Origin of the sequence: Halomonas pelophila, from assembly GCF_040196315.1 — a bacterium.
Taxonomy (GTDB): domain Bacteria; phylum Pseudomonadota; class Gammaproteobacteria; order Pseudomonadales; family Halomonadaceae; genus Halomonas; species Halomonas pelophila.
The window spans coordinates 127,284-149,848 of the sequence record NZ_JBEGCI010000003.1; the positions used below are offsets into that span (position 1 = coordinate 127,284).

General features: G+C 68.8%; 20 protein-coding genes. 9 read left to right on the forward strand and 11 right to left on the reverse strand.

The window, feature by feature from the left end:
* Positions 1–69 precede the first annotated feature (69 nt).
* Entirely contained in the window at positions 70–288 is a 219-nt protein-coding gene (locus tag ABE957_RS04055; RefSeq protein WP_349757405.1) for a hypothetical protein, read from the reverse strand.
* Between the two features lie 82 nt (positions 289–370).
* Here ABE957_RS04055 and ABE957_RS04060 point away from each other — a divergent pair, with 82 nt between their 5' ends.
* From ABE957_RS04060 to ABE957_RS04070, 3 genes are all read left to right on the forward strand, one after another.
* Positions 371–919, forward strand: a complete 549-nt coding sequence (locus tag ABE957_RS04060; protein WP_349757406.1) for a DUF924 family protein — start codon at positions 371–373, stop codon at positions 917–919.
* 173 nt (positions 920–1,092) lie between these two features.
* Complete coding sequence (locus ABE957_RS04065; protein ID WP_349757407.1) at positions 1,093–1,335, forward strand: GlsB/YeaQ/YmgE family stress response membrane protein; 243 nt, start codon at positions 1,093–1,095, stop codon at positions 1,333–1,335.
* A gap of 94 nt (positions 1,336–1,429) precedes the next feature.
* Positions 1,430–2,497: an ion channel gene (locus ABE957_RS04070; RefSeq protein WP_349757408.1), complete on the forward strand. Its 1,068-nt coding sequence runs from the start codon at positions 1,430–1,432 to the stop codon at positions 2,495–2,497.
* Positions 2,498–3,087: 590 nt separating this feature from the next.
* Here ABE957_RS04070 and ABE957_RS04075 read toward each other — a convergent pair.
* From ABE957_RS04075 to ABE957_RS04085, 3 genes are all read right to left on the reverse strand, one after another.
* Positions 3,088–3,702, reverse strand: coding sequence for a hypothetical protein (locus ABE957_RS04075; protein WP_349757409.1), 615 nt, complete (start codon positions 3,700–3,702; stop codon positions 3,088–3,090).
* Positions 3,703–3,883: 181 nt separating this feature from the next.
* Positions 3,884–5,182 carry a 4-aminobutyrate--2-oxoglutarate transaminase gene (gabT, locus tag ABE957_RS04080; RefSeq protein ID WP_349757410.1) on the reverse strand — a complete coding sequence of 433 codons (1,299 nt, stop codon included), beginning with the start codon at positions 5,180–5,182 and terminating at the stop codon, positions 3,884–3,886.
* 33 nt (positions 5,183–5,215) lie between these two features.
* A complete protein-coding gene (locus ABE957_RS04085) occupies positions 5,216–6,661 on the reverse strand; it encodes an NAD-dependent succinate-semialdehyde dehydrogenase (protein WP_349757411.1) in 1,446 nt (481 codons plus the stop codon).
* Between the two features lie 203 nt (positions 6,662–6,864).
* On the opposite strand from ABE957_RS04085, the gene ABE957_RS04090 reads away from it, so the two are divergent.
* The 3 genes from ABE957_RS04090 (at position 6,865) to ABE957_RS04100 (ending at position 11,434) form a co-directional block, all read left to right on the forward strand.
* Positions 6,865–9,327, forward strand: coding sequence for a DUF1266 domain-containing protein (locus ABE957_RS04090; protein ID WP_349757412.1), 2,463 nt, complete (start codon positions 6,865–6,867; stop codon positions 9,325–9,327).
* A 220-nt stretch (positions 9,328–9,547) separates the two neighbouring features.
* A complete protein-coding gene (locus ABE957_RS04095) occupies positions 9,548–10,165 on the forward strand; it encodes an NlpC/P60 family protein (RefSeq protein ID WP_349757413.1) in 618 nt (205 codons plus the stop codon).
* Between the two features lie 9 nt (positions 10,166–10,174).
* The gene (locus ABE957_RS04100) at positions 10,175–11,434 is read left to right on the forward strand and encodes an MFS transporter (RefSeq protein WP_349757414.1); all 1,260 of its coding nucleotides are present in this window, start codon (positions 10,175–10,177) and stop codon (positions 11,432–11,434) included.
* On the opposite strand, the gene msrA is transcribed toward ABE957_RS04100, so the two are convergent.
* Complete coding sequence (msrA, locus tag ABE957_RS04105; RefSeq protein WP_349757415.1) at positions 11,356–11,988, reverse strand: peptide-methionine (S)-S-oxide reductase MsrA; 633 nt, start codon at positions 11,986–11,988, stop codon at positions 11,356–11,358. The genes ABE957_RS04100 and msrA overlap by 79 nt on opposite strands.
* A 205-nt stretch (positions 11,989–12,193) precedes the next feature.
* Here msrA and ABE957_RS04110 point away from each other — a divergent pair, with 205 nt between their 5' ends.
* A complete protein-coding gene (locus tag ABE957_RS04110; protein ID WP_349757416.1) occupies positions 12,194–14,467 on the forward strand; it encodes a dihydrolipoyl dehydrogenase family protein in 2,274 nt (757 codons plus the stop codon).
* On the forward strand, positions 14,467–15,129 hold the full coding sequence (locus tag ABE957_RS04115) for a CDP-alcohol phosphatidyltransferase family protein (RefSeq protein WP_349757417.1): 663 nt from the start codon (positions 14,467–14,469) through the stop codon (positions 15,127–15,129). The genes ABE957_RS04110 and ABE957_RS04115 overlap by 1 nt, the downstream gene beginning before the upstream one ends.
* 173 nt (positions 15,130–15,302) lie before the next feature.
* Here the strand turns inward: ABE957_RS04115 and ABE957_RS04120 are convergent, their stop codons facing one another.
* Entirely contained in the window at positions 15,303–15,785 is a 483-nt protein-coding gene (locus ABE957_RS04120) for an FKBP-type peptidyl-prolyl cis-trans isomerase (RefSeq protein ID WP_349757418.1), read from the reverse strand.
* A 239-nt stretch (positions 15,786–16,024) separates the two neighbouring features.
* Between ABE957_RS04120 and ABE957_RS04125 the strand changes: the two genes are divergently transcribed.
* Entirely contained in the window at positions 16,025–16,303 is a 279-nt protein-coding gene (locus ABE957_RS04125) for a hypothetical protein (protein WP_349757419.1), read from the forward strand.
* 161 nt (positions 16,304–16,464) lie between these two features.
* Here the strand turns inward: ABE957_RS04125 and ABE957_RS04130 are convergent, their stop codons facing one another.
* The 5 genes from ABE957_RS04130 to purB all read right to left on the reverse strand — a co-directional run bounded on the left by ABE957_RS04130 (position 16,465) and on the right by purB (position 22,511).
* Complete coding sequence (locus ABE957_RS04130) at positions 16,465–16,932, reverse strand: outer membrane lipoprotein (RefSeq protein WP_349757420.1); 468 nt, start codon at positions 16,930–16,932, stop codon at positions 16,465–16,467.
* Between the two features lie 297 nt (positions 16,933–17,229).
* Positions 17,230–18,828, reverse strand: a complete 1,599-nt coding sequence (locus ABE957_RS04135) for an isocitrate lyase (RefSeq protein ID WP_349757421.1) — start codon at positions 18,826–18,828, stop codon at positions 17,230–17,232.
* Positions 18,829–19,224: 396 nt separating this feature from the next.
* Entirely contained in the window at positions 19,225–19,659 is a 435-nt protein-coding gene (locus ABE957_RS04140; protein ID WP_349757422.1) for a GNAT family N-acetyltransferase, read from the reverse strand.
* A 74-nt stretch (positions 19,660–19,733) separates the two neighbouring features.
* Positions 19,734–20,924, reverse strand: a complete 1,191-nt coding sequence (locus ABE957_RS04145) for a JmjC domain-containing protein (RefSeq protein WP_349757423.1) — start codon at positions 20,922–20,924, stop codon at positions 19,734–19,736.
* A gap of 222 nt (positions 20,925–21,146) precedes the next feature.
* Positions 21,147–22,511 carry an adenylosuccinate lyase gene (purB, locus tag ABE957_RS04150; protein WP_349757573.1) on the reverse strand — a complete coding sequence of 455 codons (1,365 nt, stop codon included), beginning with the start codon at positions 22,509–22,511 and terminating at the stop codon, positions 21,147–21,149.
* Positions 22,512–22,565: the final 54 nt, after the last annotated feature.

A 22,565-nucleotide genomic window follows, 5' to 3' on the forward strand; every position in this document is an offset into this window, starting at 1 on the left:
TGTGACGAAACGCCGCCGCCTCTCCCGGCACGGCGGAAGGTCGGGTTCAGGCGCCGGCCGGCGGCGCGACTAGCGCGGTGGCATGGCCCCCGCCGGGATCGGCTGGACCAGCCCGAACAGCTGCAGCAGCAGGGGGGTGGCGGCAATCACGAACCCCAGCACCGCCAGGCTGCGGCCGAGCACTCGCCGCTCCGGGCGCCGCGCCAGGGTCAGCCCCCCGATGCAGATCAGCAGGCCGAGGATGTTGAAGACATAACCGAGCATCTGCAGCAGTTCGTAGGTGGTCATGAGGCTCCCTTGTGGTGGGTGGGGAAGGGGACGGCTACGCTCTGATGGTATCAGCTTCATCCCGGTGCATGAGGAGGACCCCATGGAAGAGCGTCGGCCCGAGGCGGTGATCGACTTCTGGTTCGGGGAGCTCAAGCCCGCCCAGTGGTTTCGCAAGGATGCCGGCCTGGACGGCGAGATCACGCGGCGCTTCGAGGCGCTGCTGACGGCGGCCGGGCGAGGCGAGCTGTGGCAATGGCGAGCCTCGGCCCGCGGGCGCCTGGCCGAGGTGATCGTGCTCGACCAGTTCCCGCGCCATATCCATCGCGGATCAAAGCTGGCCTTCGCCTGGGACCCGCTGGCCCTGGTGCTGGCCCAGGAGGCAGTCGCCCACCAGGCGGACCGCCTGCTCGACGTGGCCTGGCGCGCCTTCTTGTTCATGCCCTACATGCACAGCGAGTCGCTGATGATCCACGACGAGGCGCTGCGACTGTTCGCCCAACCGGGGCTCGAGGAGAACCTGCGCCACGAGCAGCGCCATCGTGACGTGCTCAAGCGCTTCGGGCGCTACCCCCACCGCAACGCCCCGCTCGGGCGCGACTCGACGCCCGCGGAGCGGGCCTTCCTCGACCGGCCCGGCTCGTCGTTCTAGCTAGCGCGTTTCGCTCGCCTGGGATCGCCGCCTGGGCACGTCGGGCTTTTCTCTCGTGCGCCGCCGAGGCACCATCGAGGCTTCGCGACTCATCGGTCTCGTGACTCTGGGTCTCCTGTGACCCCCTGTGTCTCGAGACCCGCATCGTCACCCAGCAAAAAGGAGTGTGTCCCATGGGTATCATCGCCTGGCTGATCATCGGTGGTCTGGCCGGCTGGATCGCCGGCCATATCATGCGTGGCGGCGGCTTCGGCCTGCTCGGCAATATCGGCGTCGGCGTGGTCGGCGCGGTGGTCGGCGGGGGACTGTTCAACCTCCTGGGGCTGCATGCCGGGGGCTTCATCGGCTCGCTGGTCACCGCCATCGTCGGCGCCGTGGTGCTGCTGTGGGTCATCGCCAAGGTCAAGAAGGCCTGACGCGCCTTCACGCCTGGCCGGGTCTGCTCGAGGGACCCGCCTGGCGGGGCTATCTCCATGGCCCCGCGCGCCGGGGCCATCGCAAGGGACCCGCATGTACGTACTGAAACGACTCGGTGCCGTGCTGATCCGCGGCATCGCCGATATGGGCTGGGGCGTGCTCGGCCTGCTGCTGCTCGGCTATCTGCTGCTCGCCTGGATCGGCCTGGCGCTGGCCGGTGAGACGGCGCTGGTCGCCTCGCCGACCGCCTTCCTCTATTACATGATCGTCACCACCTCCACCGTCGGCTACGGGGACGCCTCCCCGGTGACGCGGGGCGGCCAGCTGATGGTCGTGTTCTTCATCATTCCGGTGGGGATCGGGCTCTTCGCCACCCTGCTGGGCAAGGCCTCCGCCCTGGTGATCTCGCAATTCACCCGGCGCCTCAACGGGGAGCAATCGATCGTGCAGAAGGACCATATCGTCATCGTCGGCTACAACGCCTACACCGCGTCGCTGGTCGACCAGGTGCGCGAGGAGTCGCGGCCAGGGCAGGTGGTAGCGCTCTGCGTCGGCGGCGGCGCCCCGGACCGCAATCCCTTCCTGGAGCAGGGGGTGGAGTACTTCCGCGCAGCTTCCCTGTCGGACGAGTCGCTCTATGAGCGGGCCGCGGTGAAGGATGCCTCCCTGGTGGTGGTCGACGTCGAGGACGACAGCGAGACGAATCTCGTCTGCATGCACCTCTCCGCGCTGGTCGATGCGCGCTGTCGGATCACCGCCTACGTGAAGAACCAGATGGTGGGACGCCTGCTCGAGACCCACTGTCCCACGGTGAACGTGATTCCCTCCCTGCACCAGAAGATGCTGGTCAAGGCCGCCGTCGATCCCGGCAGCGAGGAGGTCATGCGCCTGCTCGTCGATGCCGACCAGGCGCAGACACAGTACTCGACTCGCCTGGCGGGCCTCTCGGAGCAGGTGTCGGTCGAGCGGGTGGCGAGTCGCCTGCGCGCCCGCTGCCGAGCCTCGCTGATCGCGATCCGTCGGGGCGAGGCGCTCTACCCGGTGCTCAACCCCGACGACGACGTCCTGCTGGCGGCGGGGGACGAGGTCTTCTATATCGCCGGGCGCCGGATCTCCCCCGACGAGATGGCCGATCACCTGGCGGCCGAGCCGGCGGGCTAGGTCGGGCTAGGTGAAGGGGGCCTGGAATCGCCTACCCTGGCCGGAGGCGTCTGGTGAACCGTCGCCTACAATGGCGTGATCGAGGCCGTCAGCGAGTGTCCCGCCCCGGCGCCGATTGCTCGTAGCGGCGCATCTTCCGTCGTCGAGTCACGGGTAGATAATATATACGACCTAGGTATCTACGGCCTAAGTCGTAGGAAAGTGGCCGGATCGAGGTATAATGGAAAACACTTCCATTAATATTAACGAACACCGATGGGCCGGTCCGGCCCGGGAACCGCCAATGACCGCCATGCCCTTGCCCCCTGTCTGGAACCACTCCTTCACCCTGCGTGCGCAGCGAATGGCGCGCCGCCGCCGTGCCACCGAACGCGCAGCGAGCCTTCAGCGTCGCCATGCCGCGCGGATGGCGGGCTTTCACCGCTGATCGTTGAGGAGACGCTCGCCCGTCCTGGGCCGGTCTCTGTCCCTTTTCCCCATGCCGGACCTGCGTCTTTTTGCCCGGCGAATACCCTGGAAGCCCCCGATCCGCAGGTCCGCGACGACATCACTCGCCACCGCGTTCGGCAGGCGGCCGGCGAGCCGGGGCCTCAGCCCTTGGGCGTCGGCAGGAGTCGCCGGTAGCGGTCCAGGCAGCGATCCAGCCAGTCGCCGTTCAGCGCGACGTCGCTGGCCGCGGCGGGTAGCCGGATCTCGAGCAGGAAGAGGCCGTGATGCTCACTGCCGGCCGCGGCCAGGCGACGGCCGAGCTGCCCGGCGAGGTCCGGCGGCAGCGACTCGGCGCGCCGCCAGGTGAGCCGCAGGGCCTCTCGCTCGACCAGGTACTGGAAGCGCGCCGCGTCCTTCAGTATGGCCATGCCGCCCTGTACCAGCCCCTGGGAAAGGCTCTCCAGGGTGCGGTAGCCCGGCGCGCCGGCGGCCCGACAGGCGTGGGTGCCTTCCACGAAGCAGCCTTCCCGCTCGGCGGGGTCATCCGGCCAGCGGCCGCCGCGACGCCGTTCGGGGGTGGCCACGAAGGGCACTATCACCGAGACGGCCGGCGTGCCGTCGTTGAGCCTGGCCGCGCGGGCGCCGATCATGCCGTGGGCCAGCTGCCCCTTCAGCCAGCGATAGTCGCAGGCCTGCTGGATCCGGGCCCGGGCATCCTGGGCCGTGTGATGGGCCCCCTGCAGGGAGCGCAGCAGGGAGAGGGTGCGAAAGATCATGGCGCCATACCGATAGACAAGCGAGAGGACGAAGGCGTGAGCCGCGCTGCGGCGACCATAGCAGGGAATTGGCGTGCTGGCTTCATCGAGGGTGGCGTCTGCGCAAGCCCTGACGCAAGCCGCCCGGCTGTCTCCAGCCGGGCGGTGATGGTGCGCGGTGTTCCCCTTTAGGGTTGACGCGTCAGGCGGTGGCGGCGCTCTTGCTGCCGACCAGCTCCCTGAGGGACTCCTCGACGATGGCCAGGCCTTCCTCGAGGATCTCGTCCTCGATGGTGACCGGCATCAGGAAGCGGATGGTGTTGCCGTAGAGGCCGCAGGAGAGCAGGATCAGCCCCTTCTCGCGGGCCTTCTTGCACAGCGCGCCGGCCAGCTCGGCGTCCGGCGTGTGGTTGGCCTTGTCGGCGACCAGGTCGAAGGCGGCCATGGCGCCCAGGTTGCGGCCGAAGTCGACACACTCGAAGTCCTGCTCCCACTGGGCGAAGCGCTTGGCCAGCTTGTCACCGAGCGCCTGGCTCTTGCCGAGGATGTTCTCTTCCTCGAACACCTCGAGCACCGCCAGGGTCGCGGCGCAGGAGACCGGGCTGCCGGTGTAGGTGCCGCCCAGCGAGTTGGGGCCGGAGGCGTCCATGTGCGTGTCGGTGCCGACCACGGCGGAGATCGGCATGCCGTCGGCCATGCTCTTGGCCATGGTCATGATGTCCGGCTCGACGCCGCTATGCTCGATGGCAAACAGCTTGCCGGTCCGCCCGAAGCCGGACTGCACCTCGTCGACGATCATCAGGATGCCGTGCTCGTCGCAGATCTCGCGGATCGCCTTGAGGAAGCTCGCCGGCGCCGGGTAGAAGCCGCCCTCGCCGAGCACCGGCTCGAGCACGATGGCCGCGGTGTCCTTGGGATTGGCATCGGTCTTCAGCGCCATCTTCAGGCCACGCAGGGCCTCGTCCTCGCTGACGCCGTGGTAGGGCACCGGGTAGGGGGCGCGGAAGACGTTGCCCGGCATGCTGCCGAAGTCGGTGGCGTAGGGGGCGACCTTGCCGTTCATCGCCATGGTCATGAAGGTCCGGCCATGGTAGCCGCCATCGAAGCAGATGACGTTGTTCTTGCCGGTGGCCGCGCGGGCGACCTTGACCGCGTTCTCCAGCGCCTCGGCGCCGGAGTTGGCGAGCATCACCTTGGCGTGACCGCGGACCGGGGTGACCTGGCTGAGCTTCTCGGCCACCTTCACGTAGCCCTCGTAGGGCATCACGGTCTGGCAGGTGTGCATCACCTTGTCGAGCTGGTCCTTGACCGCCTGGACCACCTTGGGATGGCGATGGCCGATGTTGAGCACGCCGATGCCGCCGGCGAAGTCGATGATGCGATTGCCGTCGGCATCCCAGATCAGGGCGTTCTCGGCGCGATCGGCGAACTGGGTGGCCGGGCTCGCGGCACCGCTGGCCACGTAACGCTGCTTGAGGTCGTTGAGCTGTGCGTTGTTCATGGGTCCTGACTCCTTGTTAGACGCTGCGGGCGATCAGAGGCCGCCGACGCAGACGTATTTTAGTTCAGTGTACTCGTCCAGGCCGTGGCGCGACCCTTCGCGTCCCAGGCCCGATTCCTTCACGCCGCCGAAGGGGGCAAGCTCGGTGGAGAGAATGCCCTCGTTAACCGCCACCATGCCATATTCGAGCCCCTCCATCACATGCCAGATGCGGCGATAGTCGCGGGCGTAGAAATAGGCGGCGAGGCCGAATTCGGTGGCGTTGGCCATGGCGATGGCCTCGTCCTCGGTGTCGAAGCGGAACACCGGGGCCAGCGGCCCGAAGGTCTCTTCCCGCGCCACGCGCATCGCGTCGGTGACGTCGGCGATGATCGTCGGCTGGAAGAAGGTGCCGCCCAGGGCGTGGGGCGCGCCGCCGCAGACCAGGCGTCCGCCCTTGTCGAGGGCATCGGCGATATGGGACTGCACCTTGTCGACGGCGGCGGCGTTGATCAGCGGGCCCTGCAACACGCCCTCCTCGAGGCCGTTGCCCACCTGGAGCTCGGCGACCCGCGCGGCGAGCTTCTCGAGGAAGGCGTCATAGACCCCGGCCTGGACCAGCAGGCGGTTGGTGCACACGCAGGTCTGGCCCGAGTTGCGGTACTTGGAGGCCACGGCGCCTTCGACGGCGGCGTCCAGGTCGGCATCGTCGAAGACGATGAAGGGCGCGTTGCCGCCGAGCTCCATGGAGGCCTTCTTCACCGTGCCGGCACACTGGGCGAGCAGCTTCTTGCCGACCGGGGTGGAGCCGGTGAAGGAGATCTTGCGCACCCGCGGGTCGGTGGTCAGCACCTCGCCGATCTCGGCGGGCCTGGAGGCGGTGACCACGTTGATCACCCCGGCGGGGAAGCCGGCCTCCTCGGCGAGCTTGGCCAGCGCCAGGGCGGTGAGCGGCGTGGCCTCGGCCGGCTTGATCACCACCGTGCAGCCGGCGGCCAGGGCCGGTGCGCACTTGCGGGTGATCATCGCCAGCGGGAAGTTCCAGGGGGTGATGGCAGCCACCACGCCGATCGGCTCACGGAACACCAGGATGCGCTTGTCCGCGCCGTGACCGGGCAGGGTCTCGCCGGCCACGCGCTTGGCCTCCTCGGCGTAGTACTCGACGAAGGCGGCGCCATAGGCCACCTCGCCGCGGGACTCGGCCAGCGGCTTGCCCTGCTCGAGGGTCATCAGCCGCGCGAGTGCCTCCTGGTGGTCCATGATGCGATCGAACCAGCCACGCAGCAGGGCGGCGCGCTCCTTGGCGGTCTTGCGACGCCAGGCCGGCCAGGCCTCGTCGGCGGCCGAGACGGCCTCGCGGGCCTGCTCGCCGGTGAGGTCCGGGACCTCGGCCAGGCGCTCGCCGGTGGCGGGGTCGGTCACGGCGAAGCGGCGTTCGCCGTCTCGCCACTGGCCGGCGATGTAGGCCTTGTCGATCAGCAGCTCGGGTTGGGTGGACATCGGGGTTCCTCGTGTCTTGATCATCTTGTTTGACGAGTGTGCATTATTTAAAACATGCCGCCAAGCCCACGTCCAGCGCGATTTTCTCGCGCGAGTCCGCCACGGCCATCGGCGCTGGCACGGCTTTCCGGTACACTATGCCGCCGACTTGCTGCGCTTGGCAGCACTGCACGTTCCTGTTCCGGATGATGGCGAGGTGAGCCTTGGTCGATCCCCTTAATGCCTGGTGGGCCCAGCAGCTGGTGCTGTGTGACTGGGCCTTCGCCCCCGATCCCCTGACGGTGGATGCCGAGACGGCGGTTGCGCGACTCGCGGCGCTGGGGGTCGTCGATCGAGGTGAACTGGGCTGGTGCCTGCTGGAAACCCTCGGCACCGAGGGCCAGGTCGACCCGGCTCGACTGCTGGCCGGCCTGGAGTTCATCGCCCTGGCCGGCGGTGCCGGCTGGCTGTCCGAGGCGCGCGCCCGAGGCTGGGCCCAGCGGCTGGCCGAGGAGATCACCGCGCGCCACTCGAGCCTCGACGCCTGGCTGTCGGCGCTGTTGCATGCCCGCAGCGCCGAGGGCTGGGTGCGCGGCGATGACGGCTTCTATGAGGCCTGCGAGGCGCTGGCGGCTCTCGAACACGACGGCGCCGGCGTGACCTGGGAGATGCTGCAGGAGTGGCTCGCCCATCACCCCCGGGAGGCGGCGCTCTGGCCGACGGCCCCCGAGCATCAGGTCTGGCGGCTGCGCGCCGCCTTCTCGCCGGTGCTCGAGCTGCCGGCCGGCGCGCACGACTGGCAGCGCCTCGAGGCCTGGCTTGACGAGGCGTGGCAGATCCAGGATCGCGACGACCTGCTGCGCAGCCTGCTGTGGCTGGCCGCCCAGGGCGATCGTCTGGGTTGGGACCTGGACGCTTCGCGCCTGCTCGAGGCCGATGGCGCGGCGCGCCGGCAGTGGCAGGACGCGCTGGAGGGAGGCGAGCGCGACTACGGCCGGGTGCTGCTCGGTTTCCTCGATCGCGGCGAGCCGCTGGAGTGGGCCGCCTGGGACTGGCTGCGCCTGGTCGACCTGGCCTGGGCCGGGGCCTGCCTGGGCTGGCTCGACGCGCAGGAGGCCCATGACTTCGCTCACCACGGGGCCGACCTGCTGCTGCGTCGCTACAGCGACTGGACGGCTCTGGCGCGGGGCTACCAGCGCGGCCGCAGCCTGTTCGAGGGGCGCAATCTGCTGCCCGCGCTCGAGGCCGACTGGTCGCTGCTGCTGCAGTCGCCGGTCAGCCCCTGGAAGACGCCCCTGCAGGGGCTGGTCGCCGACGAGTTCATCGCGGCGTCGCGGGACGCCCTTCGCGCCTGGCGCCGCGATCCGCGCCACTGGGTGCTGGCGCTGGCGGCGGTGCGCGAGCCCGAGTTCGCCGCTCGCCAGGGCACGCCGCCCGTGCTGCCGGCGGCGCGGCGCGAAGAGGCGCGACACTACCTCGCCGAGACCCTCGACCTGCATGCTGACGAGGGCGTCGAGGCGCTCTCCCGCTACTGGCTGCCGGCCCAGGCCCATCACCTCAACCAGCTGGCCGCGGACGCCGCCCACGGGGCCCTGCCGGCGGCCGAGACGCCCTTCGGCCATGCGATCCCCAAGGAACTGGCCGACCGCGACGGCCTGAAGCAGGCCAGCCGTCACGCCGCGACGATCCACATGGCCGAGAAGTTCGCCTTCCACCTGCAGATGGCCATGGACAGCGGCGCCTTCGATGCCACTCGACTGGCCGCGCTGGCGGGTGCCCTGCAGGGTTCGCTGTGCCGCTTCTATCCCGATGCCCGGCGCCTGCTCAAGGCCTGGGCCCAGTGGGAGAGCCTGCTTCCCGAGCCCGAGCAGCCGCCGATGGTCGCCGAGATTCGCTGGCACCTGGAGGATCCCGGCAGTCTCTTCCACTGGCTCGACTGGCGAGTCGGAGAGTGGCGCGAGCCGGGCCCGCGGCCGACGCTCGCCCACTTCACGGCCATGGCCCTGGTCGGCCCGCTCAACAGCCCGGCCTGGAGCCTGCCCCAGCCGGAGAGCGAGCGCGAGTGCGCGGCCATCCGCGAGTGGGTCGACGGCCACTACGCCCTGCATGGCGCGGCCGAGCTGTCCGAGTTCCTCGAATACCTGATCGAGGCGGGCGATCGCCAGGAGTATCAGATCAACTACGCCCCCTACACGCTCAACCGGGGGCGGCTGGCCTCGGAGATCGCCACTCTGGAGAGCGACGAGTGCAGCGAGGAGGAGAGCGCCCACCTGCTGCGCCTGAAGCGGGTCAGGGACGACGAGGATGGCTGCAACGACATCGACCTGGCGGCCTGGGACATCGCCCAGGCGGTGGACCTGGCCATCGCCGGCCGCCAGCTCGGCTGGCTCGGACAGGCCGCCTTCCTGCGCCTGCTCGAGCGGACGCACGCCCTGGCCAGCGAGCACTATGCGGGTTGGGAGGAGTACGCCCGGGGCCTGCATGCCGGTTTCTCCTTCTTCATGGGCGAGACCCCCGAGCGCGAGAGCTTCCTGGCCGGTTTCCGCCAGGCGCTGGTGGCCTGGCTCTCCGGGGCGCCCCCCCTGGCTGGCGCCTGGGCCAGCCTCGACTTCCCCGGGGCGCGACCGCGCCACTGGGCGCCGCTGCACATCGATACGCTGCCGGGCGATCATCGCACCCTCCACTGAGGGCTCGCCCCGCGATGCGGCTTTGGTTTGATGCGGCTTTGGTTTATAGTCGGCGGCAGCGCCGCCGCGGGGCCTTCATCCCGCAGTGAGCCGCCGAGAAGCCGCTGCGGCAATGCCCCCTGAGCGTCAGGGAACACTGCCACAGCGACCATTCGCAGGAGCCGAGGAACGCACCGCATCGAAGGAGCAGATGCGGCTCCAGGAACGAGGTCGTTGCAGGATGCTGGACGCTCGCGCGTGTCGTGTGGGAACCCTGGGAGTCGCCTTGCTGCTGCTGGCGGGCTGTGCCGCGCCGGGGCCAAGCGATCAGCCGCCGGTCGGCGACTACTTCGCCCGCGACCTGCCGGGCCTGCCCGGCGGCCCTCGCATGTCGCCGGTCAACAATCCTATCCTCGAGGCCCGCGGCCTGCGCCATCCGCCCCCGCGGCTGATTCGTCGCGCCCTGCTGGCACAGCACGAGCGCTGGGTCGGCACGCCCTATCGGCTGGGCGGGGAGGGCACCCGAGGCATCGACTGCTCGGCGCTGGTCCAGAACATCTTCAGCGATACCTTCCGCTTCGACCTGCCGCGCACCACCGGCGAGCAGGTGCGTGAGGGGCTCGAGGTCGAGCGTGACGCCCTGCGCCCTGGCGATCTGGTGTTCTTCCGGCCTCCCGGCGCCTATCGCCACGTCGGCATCTACGTCGGCGAGGGCCGCTTCCTGCATGCCTCCACCTCCCGGGGCGTGATGATCTCCCATCTCGACAACCGCTACTGGCAGCGCTACTACTGGCAGGCGCGCCGCACCCTGGAGCCGGTGCTGCTGGCTCGGCGCCTCGACGCCATGGGCGAGGGCTGAGAGGGCGGCATGATCGCGGCGCGCACCCCCGCCTGGTGGCGCACCACCCTGGCGCTCTGCCTGGGCTCCTTCCTGGTCTTCATCAACCTCTACGCCCCCCAGCCGCTGCTGCCGGCGCTGCGCGAGGCCTACGACGTCTCGACGCTGGCCATCAGCCTGACGATGTCCGCCGCCACGCTCTCGCTCGCTGCCTCGCTGCTGGTGTTCGGCCCGCTGTCGGACGCCATCGGCCGAGGCGCCATCATGCGCCTGACCCTGCTGGGGTCCGGGCTGCTCTCGCTGGTCCTGGCGCTGGCGCCGACCTTCGAGGCCCTGCTGGCGCTGCGAGCGCTGCAGGGGTTCTTGCTGGGTGGCTTGCCGGCGGTGGCCATAGCCTGGATGGGCGATGAGTTCGAACGCCCGGCGCTGCTCTCGGCGGTGGGGCTCTATATCGGCGCCAACTCGCTGGGCGGCATCGGCGGGCGGGTGGTCGGTGGCGCGATGGCCGAGATCGGCGGCGCCTCGGCGAGCTTCCTGACGGTGGGGGCCATGACGCTGGTCGGGCTGGCGCTGTTCTGGAAGCTGTTGCCTCCGGCGCGGGCCTTCACGCCGCGACGCTTCGCGCTGGGCGGGGCCCTGGCCGATCTGGGCACGCACCTGGCGACCCCGCGGCTGCTCGGCGCCTATCTGCTCGGCGGGCTCAACTTCATGATCTTCATCAATCAGTACAGCTACCTGACCTTCCGCCTGGCGGAGGCGCCCTTCGTGCTGGGGGCGCGGCTGTTGGGGCTGATCTTCCTGACCTACCTGGGCGGGACTCTGGGCTCGTCGCTCTCGGGACGTCTGGCCGCGCGCTGGTCGCAGCCGGTGTGCATGATGCTGGGGATCCTGATCCTTGCGGGCGGCACCGCCGTGACCCTCTCAGGCTCGCTGGCCTGGATCATCGTCGGGCTGTCGCTCAACGCCTTCGGCTTCTTCCTGGCTCACTCCATGGCCTCGAGCTGGGTGGGGCGCCACGCCCGTCGTGCGCGGGGCAGTGCCTCGGCGCTCTACCTGGTGTTCTACTACTGCGGGGCGAGCCTTGGCGGCCTGTGGCTCGAGCCGTTCTGGCGGGCCGCCGGCTGGCCCGGGGTGGCGCTGGCGTCGTGGCTGGTGCTGGGGGGAACCCTGGCGCTCGCCGCCTGGCTGTGGCGCGGCGAGCGTCGCGAGGCTCAGGGTGCCGTGCTGGCGCTGGCTTCCTCGCCCCAGATCTCTTCGAGCCGGTCGACGCGGCCGCAGGCCGACTTGTAGAAGCGATAGCGCACCTGGTTCTCGGCATAGTAGTTCTGGTGGTAATCCTCGGCCGGATAGAAGGCGTCGAAGTCGCTGATCTCGGTGGCGATCTCCCGGTCGAAGCGCTCGGCAACGGCGTCACGGCTGGCCTCGGCCAGGGCGCGCTGCTCGGCGTCCATGGGGTAGATGGCGCTGCGGTAGGAGGCGCCCTTGTCACAGAACTGGCGATCCACGGCGAAGGGATCGATGTTGCGCCAGAACACGTGCAGCAGGGTCTCGTAGTCGACCCGCTCGGGATCGTAATCGACCTTGACCACCTCGGCGTGGCCCGTGCCGCCGGCCACGACCTGCTCGTAGGTCGGATCCTCCGTGTGACCGCCGGTGAACCCCGAGGTGGTATTGGTCACGCCGTCGACCTTGTCGTAGGCCTCTTCCATGCACCAGAAACAGCCGCCGGCGAAGACCGCGCTGGCCGACTCCGCGCTGGCTTGAGAGGGGCTCCCCAGCAGGATGGCGGCCGGCAGGGCCAGCAGCGAGAGGTGTCGCAGGGTAGGGGAGGAGGGCAGATTCATGGGTGGCTCCGTTGGTGAGAGGTGTTAGATTGGAGGCTATCGATTGCCCAGGGTTCCGTACAAGCTCTGTTCAATTATATAAGCAGTGTAAGGGACCCCGCCCTGTCGCGACAGAGGGGCGTTCTCATGCCGGGTAGCCGCTGTGGCCATGTTTCCTCTGCGTTTATCGACCTAACCCTCTCACGTTCATGACCAGGAGCCCTCCTTGACTCGACGACGCCTGATACTCGCGGCCTTGATCGCCCTGCTGGTGGCGGCCTATTTCCTCACCGGCGCCCACGAGGTCCTGACCCTTGAAAATCTGCAGACCGAGCAGGACCGCTTCCAGGCCTGGCTGGCCGCCGATCCCCTGACCGTCGCCGGCGGCTTCTTCCTGATCTACGTGGTCATCACCGCGGTCTCGCTGCCCGGGGCCACGCTGCTGACGCTGCTCGGCGGGGCGCTGTTCGGGCTCGGCTGGGGGCTCTTGCTCATCTCCTTCGCCAGCAGCCTGGGGGCGACCCTCGCCGCGCTGATCGCCCGCACCCTGGCGCGCGAGCCACTGGAGCGGCGTTTCGACACCCAGCTCGAGCGCATCAACGCCGGCATCGAGCGCGAGGGCGCCTTCTATCTCTTCACGCTGCGGCTGATCCCGCTGTTCCCCTTCTTCGTGATCAATCTGGTGATGGGCCTGACCCGCATGCGGCTCACCACCTTCTACTGGGTCAGCCAGCTGGGCATGCTGCCCGGCACCGCGGTCTACGTGAATGCCGGCCGTGAGCTCGGCAACCTGGAGTCGCTGGCCGGCATCCTCTCGCCGGGCCTGATCGGCTCCTTCGTGCTGATCGGCCTCTTCCCCTGGCTGGCGCGTGGTCTGGTGGCCATCGGCAAGCGCCGCCAGCTGGCCCGTCGCTTCGCGCGCCCGGCGCGCTTCGATCAGGACATCGTGGTGATCGGCGGCGGTTCGGCGGGGCTGGTGGCGAGCTACATCGCCTCGGCGGTCAAGGCGCGGGTGGCGCTGGTCGAGCGCGACCGGCTGGGCGGCGACTGCCTCAACACCGGCTGCGTGCCCTCCAAGGCCCTCATCCGCGCCGCGCGCCTCACCCGCGAGATCCGCGAGGCGCCGCGCTTCGGCGTCACCGCCGGCGAGCCCGAGGTGGATTTCACCGCAGTGATGGGCCACGTGCACCGGGCCATCCGCGAGGTGGAGCCCCACGACAGCCGTGAACGCTACGAGGGGCTGGGCGTGGAGGTGATCGAAGGCGACGCCGTTCTCGAGGATCCCTGGCGGGTGCGGATCCGCGAAGGCGACGCGGAACGGGTGATCACCACCCGCCACGTGATCATCGCCAGCGGGGCGCGCCCGCGGGTGCCGCCGCTGCCGGGCCTGGAGGCCATCGAGGTGCTGACCTCGGATAACCTCTGGCAGCTCGAGACGCTGCCCGAGCGGCTGGTGGTGCTGGGCGCCGGCCCCATCGGCTGCGAGCTCGGGCAAAGCTTCGCCCGGCTGGGCAGCCGGGTGTCGCTGGTGGAGATGGGCGAGCAGCTGCTGCCCCGGGAGGATCGAGACGTGGCCGGCGAGGTCGAGGCTCGGCTGGATGAGGAGGGCGTGTCGGTGCGCCTCGCCACGCGGGCGCGGCGCGTGTTGCCCGATGATCACGGCGGCCACGTGCTGGAGGTCGAGCACAGCGACGAGCACGGTGAGGCGCACCTCGAGCGGCTGCCCTTCAGCCATCTGCTGGTGGCGGTGGGGCGCCAGGCCAACGTCGAGGGGCTGGGCCTCGAGGCGCTGGGCGTCGAGACCCGCGGCGACGGCACCCTCGCCGTGGACGACACACTGCAGAGCGTGCTGCCCAACGTCTGGGCCTGTGGCGACGTGGCCGGTCCCTACCAGCTCACCCATGCCAGTGCCCACCAGGCCTGGCATGCCACGGTGAATGCGCTGTTCGGCGAGCTCAAGCGCTTTCGCGTGAGCTATCGGGCCCTGCCGGCGGTCACCTTCACCGACCCCGAGGTGGCCCGTGTCGGTCTCAACGAGCGCGAGGCCCAGAAGCAGGGCGTGGCGGTCGAGGTCACGCGCTATGCCCTGAGCGAGCTGGACCGGGCTATCGCCGAGGGCAACACCCGCGGCTTCGTCAAGGTGCTGACCGTGCCCGGCCGTGACCGCCTGCTGGGTGCGACCATCGTCGGCCCGGGCGCGGGCGAGATGCTGGCCGAGTTCACCCTGGCCATGACCCATGGCATCGGGCTCAACAAGCTGCTCGGCACCATCCATCCCTATCCGACCCACAGCGAGGCGGTCAAGGCGACGGCGGGGGTGTGGAAGAATGCCCACAAGCCGGAGCGCGTGCTGGGCTGGCTGTCGCGCTACTTCGCCTGGCGACGCGGTCGGGGGGATGAGACAGCCGGTGAGGCAGCCGCCGAGGCCGCGGTCGAGCCATCGGCCGGGCAGGCCGCCGGTCAAGAGGCCGACCGAGCGACGGGGAAAGGGGGACAATAATGCTCGATCGCTGGACCATGCCCCTTACCCAGGCGCCGCTGACGCGCCTGGCGCGGGGCCTCGCGAGATGGGGAGTGCGCCCCGACCAGGTGACGGTGGCGGCCTTCCTGGTCGGCATGCTGGCGCTGCCCCTGCTTGCCCTGGAGGCGTACCTGCCGGCGCTGGCCGCGATCCTGCTCAATCGGCTGGGCGACGGGCTCGATGGGGCGCTGGCCCGGCTTTCCGGCCAGGGCAGCGATGCCGGCGGCTTTCTCGACATCGGCCTGGATTTCGTCTTCTACGGGGCGGTGGTGCTCGGCTTCGCGCTGGCCGATCCGGCCGCCCATGCCCTGGCGGCGGCCTTTCTGCTGTTCGCCTTCATCGGCACGGGCACCTCTTTTCTGGCCTTCGCCATTATGGCTACGCGTCACGGCCTGGAGCGGCCGCGCTTCCAGCAGAAGGCGTTCTACTACCTGCACGGGCTGACCGAGGGCACCGAGACGGTGCTGGCCTTCGTGGTGTTCTGCCTGTTTCCCGACCACTTCGCGCTGCTCGCCACGCTGTTCGCCGTGGCCTGCCTGATCACCACCGCCACCCGGTTATGGGGCGGCCACCGCACCCTGCGGGCCTTCGAGAGGGAGGATGGGAAGGCGGTGCGGGTCCGGCAGGAGGCCGCTCGCTGAGGCCGCGAGAGCGGGACCGGCCGGCCATGCGTGCATCGCATCCGGGCGAACCGCATCCGGTCGACCCGTATCCGGTCGACCCGAAACGACGAAGGGGCAGCCAATGGCTGCCCCTTCGCGTCGTGTCATGCCGGCTTCGCCGTCAGGCGATGAGCATGCTCTTGGCGATGCGATCAGTGCTCGTGACCGCCCTCACCGTGCACGTGGCCGTGCTCAACCTCTTCCTCGCTGGCCTCGCGGACTTCGGCGATTTCCACGTCGAAGTTCAGGGACTGGCCGGCGAGCGGGTGGTTGCCGTCGACGGTGACGGTGTCGCCTTCGATCTGGGTCACGGTGACCATCAGCGGGCCGCCCTGAGTCTGAGCCTGGAACTGCATGCCGGGCTCGACGCTCTCGACGCCCTGGAAGGCATCGCGCGGCACTTCCTGCACCAGCTGGGGCTGAATCTCGCCATAGCCTTCCTCCGGGGCCACCTGTGCCTGGAGCTTGTCGCCAGCCGCGCGACCTTCCAGTTGCTTCTCGAGGCCCGGGATGATGTTGCCGGCGCCGTGGAGGTAGGTCAGCGGCTCGCGGCCTTCCGAGCTGTCCAGCACTTCACCTGCGTCGTTGGTCAGGGTGTAGTGGAACGCGACAACGGAATTCTGCGCAATCTGCATTGAAGAACCTTTCGGTGAGTGCATGTGGCCAACTATGGTAACGCGCCGGTCAAGCGGCTGTCAGGGGCATTGAGGAAATTCAGGATGCGCAGGGCGAGCCTGAGCGGCATTCACCCTGACGCGCCGGCCGATCCGCCGGTGAGGGACCTTCGGAGTGTTGCGTGGTCTATCGGGCAGGGATACCCTTGCAGATCAAGATTTCTGCCCCCTTTTCCTTCGCCCCTTTCCTGGAGAATGCCATGACCCCGATCCTGATCTGGCTGATCGCCTTCGCCGTCATCCTGACGCTCTTGCTCAAGCGCTGGGACGCCTCGATCAACCGCGGGCTCGATGGGCTGCTGCCCGCCGTGCTGCGCAGCGAGGACGACCGCTGGGTCTGGTGTCCGGCGCTGGCGGTGCTGGTTGCCACCGCCGTGGTGCAGCCGGTCGACCTGCTGCTCACCCTGATCGTCATCGGCGTGCTGGCACTGATCGGCGCCAAGCTGGCCGGCTGGGCCATGAACAAGGTCCAGCACTGAGACCAGAGGGAGCCTGCCGCGAGGGGCGAGGCGCCCCCGCTGACGCGCCCTCCAGCCCTCCAGTGCCAGCGCATTGAAAAAAGCCCGCGGATCGCTCCGCGGGCTTTTTTGTTTTGCCGGTCAGGTTGATGCCGGTCAGGCCGCCTTCGACATCATCGCCCTCAGTAGGGGGCGACGCTGGCGCTGGATCCGCTGCCGATGATGCGCACGCGCTGGCCCACCTGGAAGTTCTGGTCGGCCTTCTGGACGATGACCACGCTCTGAGCATTGTCCTGGCGGATCTCGATCTCCCAGGCCGGGATCAGGTTGCTGGACTCCTCGAGCCGGGAGCCGGCGACGCTGCCGGCGATCACCCCGGCCGCCGTGGCGAGGGTGCGGCCCGAGCCGCCGCCGACCTGGTTGCCCAGCAGGCCACCGATCACCGCGCCGCCGCCGGTGCCGATCAGCCCGCCGGCACGGCTGTCGGCCTGGATCTGGACCTGGCGCAGGGCGGTGATGGTGCCGAAGGTGACGGACTGGGCCGCCTTGGCCTGGTTGCCACTGTAGACGTTGCCGGAGTAGGGCGAGGTGTTGGCGCAACCGGCCAGCGTCAGGACGCCCACGGCGAGTATGGGAAGAAGGCGCTTCATGAGGAGATCTCCTTGATGTCCTTGAGGAACACTCGGCCATGCAGGGACGGCCAAAGGTTAATGGACAGTGTTCGCTAATGAGTCTACCCATCGCGAGGGGGCTTGGCCAGCGTTCTGGCCGTGATGATGGGAAGTCTAGCGCCGGGCCGAGGCGAGCAGTAGGGAAACAATCAGCAGAAAACCATCCGCAAAAAACCCTTCGCATGAAAAAGGGAGGCCATGAAGGCCTCCCCGGGTTCTGCGATGAGGGGCGGCGATCGCCCAGGCGGATTACCCCTAGGCGATCGGGCCGCGGCATCAGCCGAACTGGTTCATGGTGTTGTCCTTGCCGCCGGCCTTGAGGGCCGCCTCGCCGTGGAAGAACTCCTTGTGGTCGTCGCCGATGTTGGAGCCGGCCATGTCCTGGTGCCTGACGGTGGCGATGCCCTCGCGGATCTCCTTGCGCTGCACGCCTGCCACGTAGGCCAGCATGCCCTCGTCGCCGAAGTAGCCCTTGGCCAGGTTGTCGGTGGACAGGGCCGCGGTGTGGTAGGTCGGCAGGGTGATCAGGTGGTGGAAGATCCCCGCCTCGCGGGCGCTGTCGCGCTGGAAGTTGCGGGTCCACTCGTCGGCCAGCTGCCCAAGCTCGGTCTCGTCGTACTTGGCGTTCATCAGGTCGGCGCGCTCGTAGGCGGCGACGTCCTTGCCTTCCTGCTCCCAGGCGTCGAAGACCTGCTGGCGGAAGTTCAGGGTCCAGTTGAAGGACGGCGAGTTGTTGTAGACCAGCTTGGCGTCCGGGCAGACCTCGCGGATGCGGTTGACCATGCCGGCGATCTGGCCGACGTGGGGCTTCTCGGTCTCGATCCACAGCAGGTCGGCGCCGTTCTGCAGGCTGGTGATGCAGTCGAGCACCACGCGGTCCTCGCCGGTGCCCGGCTTGAACTGGTAGAGGCCGGAGGCCAGGCGCTTGACCTTGACCAGCTTGCCGTCCTGCTTGATCACCACGTCGCCGTTGTCGATGTCGGAGGCGCTAGCGATCTCGTCGCCGTCCAGGTAGCTGTTGTACTGGTCGCCCAGGTCGCCCGGCTCGTTGGTCACGGCGATCTTCTGGGTCAGGCCGGCGCCCAGGGAGTCGGTGCGGGCGACGATCACGCCGTCCTCGACGCCGAGCTCCAGGAAGGCGTAGCGCACGGCGTTGATCTTGGCGATGAAGTCCTCGTGGGGCACGGTGACCTTGCCGTCCTGGTGGCCGCACTGCTTCTCGTCGGAGACCTGGTTCTCGAGCTGGATGCAGCAGGCGCCCGCCTCGATCATCTTCTTGGCCAGCAGGTAGGTCGCCTCGGCGTTGCCGAAGCCGGCATCGATGTCAGCGATGATCGGCACGATGTGGGTCTCGTGGTCGTCGATCTTGGCGATCAGCTCGTCGGCCTTCTTCTGGTCACCGGCCTTGTTCGCCTCTTCCAGGTCGCGGAACAGGTGGTTCAGCTCCCAGGTGTCCGCCTGGCGCAGGAAGGTGTAGAGCTCCTCGATCAGCGACGGCACGCTGGTCTTCTCGTGCATGGACTGGTCGGGCAGCGGGCCGAACTCGGAGCGCAGCGCGGCGACCATCCAGCCGGAAAGGTAGAGGTAGGAGCGCTTGGTGGTGTTGAAGTGCTTCTTGATGGAGATCAGCTTCTGCTGACCGATGAAGCCGTGCCAGCAGCCCAGCGACTGGGTGTACTGGGAGCTGTCGGCGTCGTAGGCGGCCATGTCCTCGCGCATGATCTTCGCAGTGTAGCGGGCGATGTCCAGGCCGGTCTGAAAGCGGTTCTGTACCCGCATGCGGGCGGCGTGCTCAGGGTTGACGTTGTCCCACTTGCCTTTCTGGGCTTCACGCAGTTGAGCCAGTGCCTTGAGTTCGTCTTTGAATGTCGTCATGGGGCCATCCTTCAGGTCAGGAGTGGAATCTCGCGATCGCAGCCATCCGTCGCTGCGCGTCGCCAAAGTCGCCAACTGCATCATTCGGCCAAGCCTGTAATCCGGAAAGCCTTATGCTGCACCTGCGAAGTGTGTTCAGGTTCCATCACTGCCGAGAGGTTGTCTCTACGGCCTTGGTCGAACCCTGGCGAGGAGTGGAGGGGCGGTGTTCAGCGCCGCTGGGGCGGGTGAGCTACCACCCCTTCTGCCCTCGCCATGGGTTCCACTATGGCCCCGCATGACGGGCGTTCACCATTCCCCCTTGGGTGCAGAGGGCGTTGTAACTCGACTACAGGAAGGCGGCGGGCGCCGCCTTTTGTGTAGTCGAATGCCGAGGAGGGCAGGGCGGGGCTCGGCTCACTCCTGAAGCGGGAGGTGCATGTTGCGGTGCGCAATGCCGGCGTCCATGAACTCGCCGCCGACGGCCTCGAAGCCCAGCCGCTCGTAGAAGGCCAGGGCATGGGTCTGGGCGGCGAGCTCCACCCGAAGGTGGCCGTCGCGACGAGCGGCCTCGATGGCGGCCCGCATCAGGGCCACCCCGATGCCGCGGCCGCGCGCCTCGGCGAGCACCGCCACCCGGCCGATGTGGGCATCCGGCAGCAGCCGCGCGGTGCCTATCGGGCGGCCGTCCTGCACGGCCAGGAAGTGGCGACAGGCGCTGTCGCGCCCGTCCCACTCCTCCTCGACGGGAACGCATTGCTCCTCGATGAAGACGACGCGACGGATCTCGGTGGCCTCATGGCCGAGTACCGCCCAGTCGCCCTCGCGAATCTCCAGGGGCCGGTCAGTCATGGCGCGTCTCGCTCTCCAGATGGCGTGTCAGGTGGCCTGGCAAAGGGCCTGTCAGGGTCGTGATCCGCACTCGCCTACTCCTCGAACTCATCGGTCCAGGCGAGGCTCCCGGCGTCGCGCAGGGCGGCGAGCAGCGCGGGCGCCTCGTCGAAGGCCAGCAGCGCCGCGTCCAGGGGCGCCTCGGAGGCCAGCGTGCGGGCCAGTGGCAGGGCGCACACGACGCCATCGCCGTCGGCGAACAGCGTCGCCCGCGTCTCATCGAGGGCCCGCCAGGCGAAGCGCGAGCCGGGGCTGCGCACCAGCTGCTCGCCCTCCTGTAGTGCGGCAACAAGCGCTTCGGGCTCGGTCGGCGTGTCGGTGGGCACCAACTGGTCGGCGTACTTGGGTTGGGTCATCACCCGGCCGAACCACTGGGCCAGCTGGGCCGGGTCGTCAAGGGTGTCGAGGATCAGCTGGCGCATGCGGGCCACGGCGGCATCGTCGAGCTCGGCGGGATCCGCCGGAGGCGCCATGCCGGTGTCGCCATAGCGCTTCGAGGCCGGCAGCTGCTCGCCGAGGTAGTCGGCGTAGGAGGTGATGGCCTCGTCCGCCGAGGGGGCACGGAAGCCGACCGAGAGCGTCAGGCAGTCGTCGGACTGGCTGACGCCGTGGTGGGCCCAGGCGGGGGGCAGGTAGAGCATGTCGCCCGGCTCCAGGACCCAGTCCTGGTCAGCCTCGACCTCGAAGTGCTCGAGGATGCGCAGGTCGATGCCCTGGAGTATCGGCGCCTCGTCGGGGACCTGGCCGCCGAGCTGCCAGCGCCGGGTGCCCTGGCCCTGGAGCAGGAAGACGTCGTACTGATCGACGTGGGGGCCGACGCTGCCGCCGGGCGGCGCGTAGCTGACCATGACGTCGTCGAGGCGCCAGCGCGGCAGGAAGGTGAAGTGCTCGAGCAGCGCGGCGACCTCGGGCACGTAGTGGTCCACAGCCTGCACCAGCAGGGTCCAGTCGCGCTCCGGCAGCCGGGCGAAGGTGGCCTCATCGAAGGGGCCGTGGCTGACCTGCCAGGGGCGTTCATTCCCCTTTGCATCGCGGCCATGCTCCTCGACCAGGCGGGCCTCGATGCCCTCCTCGCAGGCTAGGCCGGCGAGTTCATCCGGGGCGAGGGGGCACTGGAAGTCGGGGAAGGCGCCGCGGATCAGCAGCGGCTTGCGCTGCCAGTGGTCGCGCAGGAAGTCGTCGGCAGAGAGGCCGCCGAGCAGGGTGAGGGATTCGTCTGGTGACATGGTCTCGCGCTCGCGAAGGGGTGAAACGGCGACAGGCGCCGTCGGGCGCCTGTCGGGATACTAGCATGTCGCTGTCTGGCTCGGCGTCGACGCGGCTGTTCCGGCGACAGGCCTGTGCGAGGGCGCTGTGAATACTTCCCTGTACGCTACCGATTCCCTCCCTGGAATCGGACCCTCTTCAGGCCTGTCCCCGGCGCCGCTTATCCTTATGGCGCTTGGCGCTTACAGCCTGCGCGCCTGGGCCTCGGCGTTGCCGATGTAGCTGGCCGGGCTGAGCGCCTTGAGCTCGCTCTTGACCTCGGCGGGCAGTTCGAGGGTGTCGATGAAGGCGGCGAAGCCGGTCTGGTCGATGCGCTTGCCGCGGGTCAGCTCCTTGAGCTTCTCGTAGGGCTTCTCGATGCCGTAGCGGCGCATCACGGTCTGGATCGGCTCGGCGAGCACTTCCCAGCTGTTGTCGAGGTCCTCGGCCAGGCGCACCGGGTTGGCCTCGAGCTTGGAGATGCCCTTCAGCGAGGCCTGGTAGGCGATCATGCCGTAGGCCAGGCCCACGCCGAGGTTGCGCAGCACCGTGGAGTCGGTGAGGTCGCGCTGCCAGCGGGAGATTGGCAGCTTCTGGGCGAGGTGGCCGAGGATCGCGTTGGCAAGCCCCAGGTTGCCCTCGGAGTTCTCGAAGTCGATCGGGTTGACCTTGTGCGGCATGGTCGAGGAACCGATCTCGCCGGCCACGGTGCGCTGCTTGAAGTAGCCCAGCGAGATGTAGCCCCAGACGTCACGGTCGAAGTCGATGAGGATGGTGTTGAAGCGACAGACCGCGTCGAACAGCTCGGCGATGTAGTCGTGGGGCTCGATCTGGGTGGTGTAGGGGTTGAAGGTCAGGCCCAGGCCCTCGACGAAGCTCTGGGCATTGGCCTCCCAGTCCACCTCGGGGTAGGTGGTGAGGTGGGCGTTGTAGTTGCCCACCGCGCCGTTGATCTTGCCGAAGATCTCGACCGCCTCGATCTGCTTGAGCTGGCGACGCAGGCGATAGGCGACGTTGGCCATCTCCTTGCCGAGCGTGGTGGGGCTTGCGGTCTGGCCGTGGGTGCGCGAGAGCATCGGCTGGGCGGCGTGCTCCTGGGCCAGGCGGGCGACCTCGTCGGCGACCTGGTGCATCATCGGCAGCAGCGCCTTCAGGCCGTCGGTCAGCATCACGCCGTGGGAGAGGTTGTTGATGTCCTCGCTGGTGCAGGCGAAGTGCACGAACTCGGTGACCGCATGCAGCTCCGGCTGATCGGCGATCTTCTCCTTGATGAAGTACTCCACCGCCTTGACGTCGTGGTTGGTGGTGCGCTCGATCTCCTTGATGCGCTCGGCATCGGCCAGGGAGAAGTCGCGCAGCAGGGCTTCGAGGTGCGCGGTGGCCTCGGCGGAGAGCCTTGGCACCTCGGTGATCTGCGGGTGCTCGGCGAGGCACTCGAGCCAGCGGATCTCGACGATGACCCGGGCGCGGATCAGGCCGAACTCGCTGAAGTGCTCGCGCAGGGCGGCGGCCTTGGACTCGTAGCGGCCATCGACGGGAGAGAGAGCGGTGAGGGCGGAGAGGGGCAGGGGAGCGGCTTGCATGGGTCGGATTCCGATCAAGGGGTGGTCACGGGGGTAATG